Here is a 4,483-nt window from a genome sequence, read left to right on the forward strand (position 1 = left end):
CCAACAGCAACTACGCCATCACCTATGCCGGCGCCGACCTTTCGGTGACGCAGCGGGCGATCACGGTGACAGCGGATGCCAAGAGCCGCGTCTATGGCGACGCCAACCCCGCGCTGACCTATCAGCTCACCGCCGGCAACCTGGTCAATGGCGATAGCCTGACTGGGGCGCTGGCGACGTCCGCCACCACGGTGTCAGGCGTTGGCGCTTACGGCATCACCCAGGGCACGCTCGCCAACAGCAACTACGCCATCACCTATGCCGGCGCCGACCTTTCGGTGACGCAGCGCGCCATCACGGTGACAGCGGATGCCAAGAGCCGCATCTATGGCGAGGCCAATCCCGCGCTGACCTATCAGCTCACCGCCGGCAATCTGGTCAATGGCGACAGCCTGACCGGGGCGCTGGCGACATCCGCCACGGCCGCATCGGACGTGGGCAGCTACGGCATCACTCAGGGCACGCTCGCCAACAGCAACTATGCGATCACCTATGCCGGCGCCGATCTTACCATCGGCAAACGCTCGGTCACCGTCACAGCCGATGCCGGCCAGGGCAAGATCTATGGCAATGCCGATCCGTCATCCCTGAGTTACAGCCATTCCGACCTCGGCAGCGGTGTGGCCCTTGTCGGTACGCTTGATCGTGCTTCCGGCGAAAATGTCGGTGGTTATGCGATCGGTCAGGGCACGCTGACGGACGCCAGCAATTCGAACTACGACATCACTTTCGTCGGCGCCGATTTCAGCATCGGCAAGCGTGCGATAACCGTCACCGCCAATGCGCAGAGCCGGCCGCAGGGGATGGACAATCCGCCGCTCACCTACACAATCGGCGGGCTTGGCCTTGTCGCCGGCGACACGCTCACGGGCTCGCTTTCAACCCAAGCGACCACGGCAAGCATGCCCGGCAGCTACGCCATCGAACAAGGCAGTCTCGGTGCCTCGGCCAATTACGAGCTGACCTATGTCGGCGCCGACCTGGTGGTGCAACCGGCCAATGTGGTGCCGGCAACCGACGTCGCCAGCACGGCCGCGTACAATGCTGCAGTTCACTTCGGCGGAGCCCCGCTGCCGGTCCTCTTTACCGGGTTTGCTCCGGCAGGTGATCCGCAAACGATCGTGGAGGATCCGCGCCTCGATCGAGCCACGCTTTGCCGCGCCATGGGAACGGTCTCCGCCGTCTGCTTCGTCGCGTCGGCCGAATAGGTTGGCGCGCCGTTCGAATCGTGGAGCCGTCGGCGCCCGACTGGCTGCTGACTGCCGACCTCTTGTGATCATTGATTGTCCGAAGTGGTCCATTCGACATCCTTCCGGGAACATGGTTCGTATGCGCCGGGCAGCATTCACGGATCGCGGCCCAGGGCAGGAGATCATCGAATGGCTGGCAGGACGGTTCTTATCGCGGGCGGCGCCGGAGGAATGGGGCTTGCGACGGGACTTCGCCTGGCCGCCGACGGCGAGCGGATCGTGCTCGCCGACCTGCCGGGTCAGAAGCTCGACGACGCGGTGGCAAAGATCGCCGCGACGGGAGCGAATGCGATTGGCCTGCCGCTCGACATCCGTTCGGTCGCTGCCTGCCGCGAGGTCGTGGAAAAGGCCCAAGAGTGGGGCGGCAGCCTGGACATTCTCATCAACGCCGCCGGCGTCTGGCTCGAAGGACCGGCCGCCGAGGTGCGGGAAGACCAGTGGGATCTGGTGCTGGACGTCAACCTCAAGGGCGCCTTCTTCCTGATCTCGGCCGCCATTCCCTACCTTTCTCAGACGCAAGGCGTCGTCATCAACATTGCGTCCGACGCCGGCATTGTCGGCAACAACGGCGCGGCGATCTATTGCGCATCGAAGGGCGGGCTCGTGCTGCTGACCAAGGCGCTTGCGCTGGAGCTTGCGCCGCAGGGCATCAGGGTCAACGCCGTCTGTCCCGGCGATACGGCGACACCGATGGTCGAATACCAGGCGAAGACCTTTGGCGGCGATGACCCGGACGGCTACAAGCGCCGGCTGCTGGGTCACTACCCGCAAGGGGAGCGGGCAAGGTTCATCCAGGCGGAGGAGATCGCCTCCTTCATCCACTATCTGTGCCAGCCCGCAGCCGCGCCCATCACCGGTGCCGCGCTTTCGATCGATTTCGGCGTCAGCGCCGGATACTGAGTTGCGAGGGTCCTGGAGAGGCGATGAACGTGTTTGTTAAATCCCGCAAAGTGCTGGTGACCGGCGCGGGCGCCGCCGACGGCATCGGTATCGCGGCTGCGCGCGCCTTTGGAGAAGCCGGGCTTTCGGTCGCGATAACCGCTTCCTCGCAGCGCGTCGAACAGCGCGCCGAAGAATTACGGGCCGAGGGGCTCGATGTCCGCGCCGTCGTCGCCGACCTGACGCGCTCGGCCGATGTCGAGCAGCTGTGCTCGGAGGTCGGCCACGTCGACATCCTCGTCAACAATGCCGGCATGGGAACGGTCGCCCAGCCCGCGCTGCAGCGGCGCTTTCTCGACCTCAGCGAAAGCGACTGGGACCGGGGCATCGATGTCAGCCTGAAGACCACGTTCCTGGCCACGCGCGGATTTCTGGCCAGCATGGTGGAGCGAGGTCACGGGCGGGTGGTCAACATGGCCTCGGTAACCGGCCCTTATGTTTCCAACGAGGGTGAGGCCGCCTATTCCGCCGCCAAGGCCGCCATGGTCGGGCTCACGCACGCGCTTGCGCTCGAGGTCGGCCGCAACGGCGTCACCGTCAACGCCATCGCGCCGGGCTGGATCGCGACGGGCGCCTCCACGCCGGAGGAGCTCGTTGCCGCCCGAAACACGCCGCTCGGGCGTGCCGGCACTCCCGATGAGGTCGCCGCCGCCGTGCTGTTCCTGGCATCCGACGGCGCGAGCTATGTCAACGGCGCCGTGCTCGTCGTGGACGGCGGCAACATCCTGCAGGAGCGGAAGGGCTGACCGGGTTGGGAATGAGCCTCGAGGCCGTGTTTTCCCGGCAAAAGAACGACATGCCTCTGGCCCGGCAAATTCTTCCGGGTCGGCCTAGCAGTCCGGCGCCAAGCTTCGTATCCAATCCCAAGCCGCATCGGATCAACAGGATCGGGTCCTTGACGATTTTCCCTTTCACGGAAGCCACTCCAATCCAGTTCGGGCAGCCTCTGCCGAAGGCCTCGGATGTCGTCATCATCGGCGGCGGCGTCATCGGCGTGGCAACGGCGCTGTTCCTGGCGCGGCGAAACATTTCAGTGACGGTGCTGGAGAAGGGCCGGGTCGCCGCCGAGCAGTCGTCGCGCAACTGGGGCTGGATCCGGCAGCAGGGCCGCGATGCCGCCGAACTGCCGATCGTGATCGAGGCGCGCCGGCATTGGCAGCAACTGGCCGAGGAGTGCGGCGAGGACATAGGGCTGAAGCAGACCGGCGTGACCTACCTGGCGCGCACGGACAAGGAAATGGTCAAGTTCGCCAACTTCCTCAAGATCGCCGAGGCCCATGGCGTCGACACGCGGCTTCTCGATCCTGATGAGGTCGCGAAGCTGATCCCGGGCATGTCGCACAGGTTCAAGGGCGGCATGACGACGCCTTCCGACATGCGCGCCGAGCCCTGGGTCGCCGTGCCTGCCCTTGCGCGGCTGGCCGTGCGGCAGGGCGTCACCATCATCGAGAATTGCGCCGCGCGCATGCTCGATCTCTCCGCGGGACGGATCAGCGGCGTGTGGACCGAAAAGGGCCATATTGCCGCTTCGAACGTGCTCGTCGCAAGCGGCGCCTGGAGCTCGCTGTTCCTGCGCGCCCACGACATCTCGATTCCGCAGCTCAGCGTCAGGTCAACCGTGGCCGCGACCGAGCCGATGGCCGAAGTCGCCCAGGGTGCCGCCGCCGACGAGCACATCGCGTTCCGGCGGCGCCAGGACGGCGGCTACACGCTCGCCGGAGGGGGAAGCCACCACCTCTTTGTCGGGCCGGATGCCTTCCGGCATGTGCTCAAGTATCTGCCCGCCCTGATGGCCAATCCTTTCGGCACGCGCTATCTGCCGGCCGCGCCGCGCGGCTATCCGGACAGCTGGTCGACGCCGCGCAAATGGGACGCCGGTCGGGAAAGCCCGTTCGAACGAATGCGTATCCTCAATCCGGTTCCCGAAGCGGCGGCGCTGCGCGCCATCGACCATGAGTTCAGGAGCCTCTTCCCACAGTTCAAGCAGGTTCCGTTCAAGGCTACCTGGGCCGGCATGATCGATGCGATGCCGGATGTCGTGCCAGTCGTCGATCGCGCGCCGAGGATTGCGGGCCTGTTCATCGCAACCGGGATGAGCGGTCATGGCTTCGGCATCGGACCGGGCATGGGCCGCATCCTGTCCGATATGATCCAGGGCAACGATACGGGACACGACATGAGCAGGTTCCGGCAGTCGCGTTTCAGCGACGGCAGCACGCTCCAGCTGGGTCCCGCGCTTTAGGACCAATCGACATTCAGGATTCAAATTTGGATTGATGCATGATTCATAGGCT

Annotated in this window: 4 protein-coding genes; all 4 read left to right on the forward strand. The window is 65.4% G+C overall.

The annotated features are described in order from the left end of the window. The coding region (locus Q0L57_RS06740; RefSeq protein WP_296739850.1) for an MBG domain-containing protein at window positions 1-1,208 on the forward strand (1,208 nt) is incomplete at its 5' end. 171 nt (window positions 1,209-1,379) lie between these two features. Next, window positions 1,380-2,150, forward strand: coding sequence for an SDR family oxidoreductase (locus tag Q0L57_RS06745; protein WP_296739853.1), 771 nt, complete (start codon window positions 1,380-1,382; stop codon window positions 2,148-2,150). 23 nt (window positions 2,151-2,173) lie between these two features. Next, window positions 2,174-2,935 (forward strand): SDR family NAD(P)-dependent oxidoreductase, encoded by a 762-nt coding sequence (locus tag Q0L57_RS06750; RefSeq protein WP_296739855.1) that lies wholly within the window; start codon window positions 2,174-2,176, stop codon window positions 2,933-2,935. Between the two features lie 149 nt (window positions 2,936-3,084). After that, entirely contained in the window at window positions 3,085-4,431 is a 1,347-nt protein-coding gene (locus Q0L57_RS06755; protein WP_296739858.1) for an FAD-binding oxidoreductase, read from the forward strand. The last annotated feature ends 52 nt before the right edge of the window (window positions 4,432-4,483 follow it).

This window comes from Mesorhizobium sp., assembly GCF_024509055.1.
Classification (GTDB): domain Bacteria; phylum Pseudomonadota; class Alphaproteobacteria; order Rhizobiales; family Rhizobiaceae; genus Mesorhizobium.

Excerpts from the sequence above, each read along its gene's own strand:
- Q0L57_RS06750 (WP_296739855.1), top strand. The coding sequence starts at position 2,174 with ATGAACGTGTTTGTTAAATCCCGCAAAGTGCTGGTGACCGGCGCGGGC.
- Q0L57_RS06745 (WP_296739853.1), top strand. The coding sequence starts at position 1,380 with ATGGCTGGCAGGACGGTTCTTATCGCGGGCGGCGCCGGAGGAATGGGG.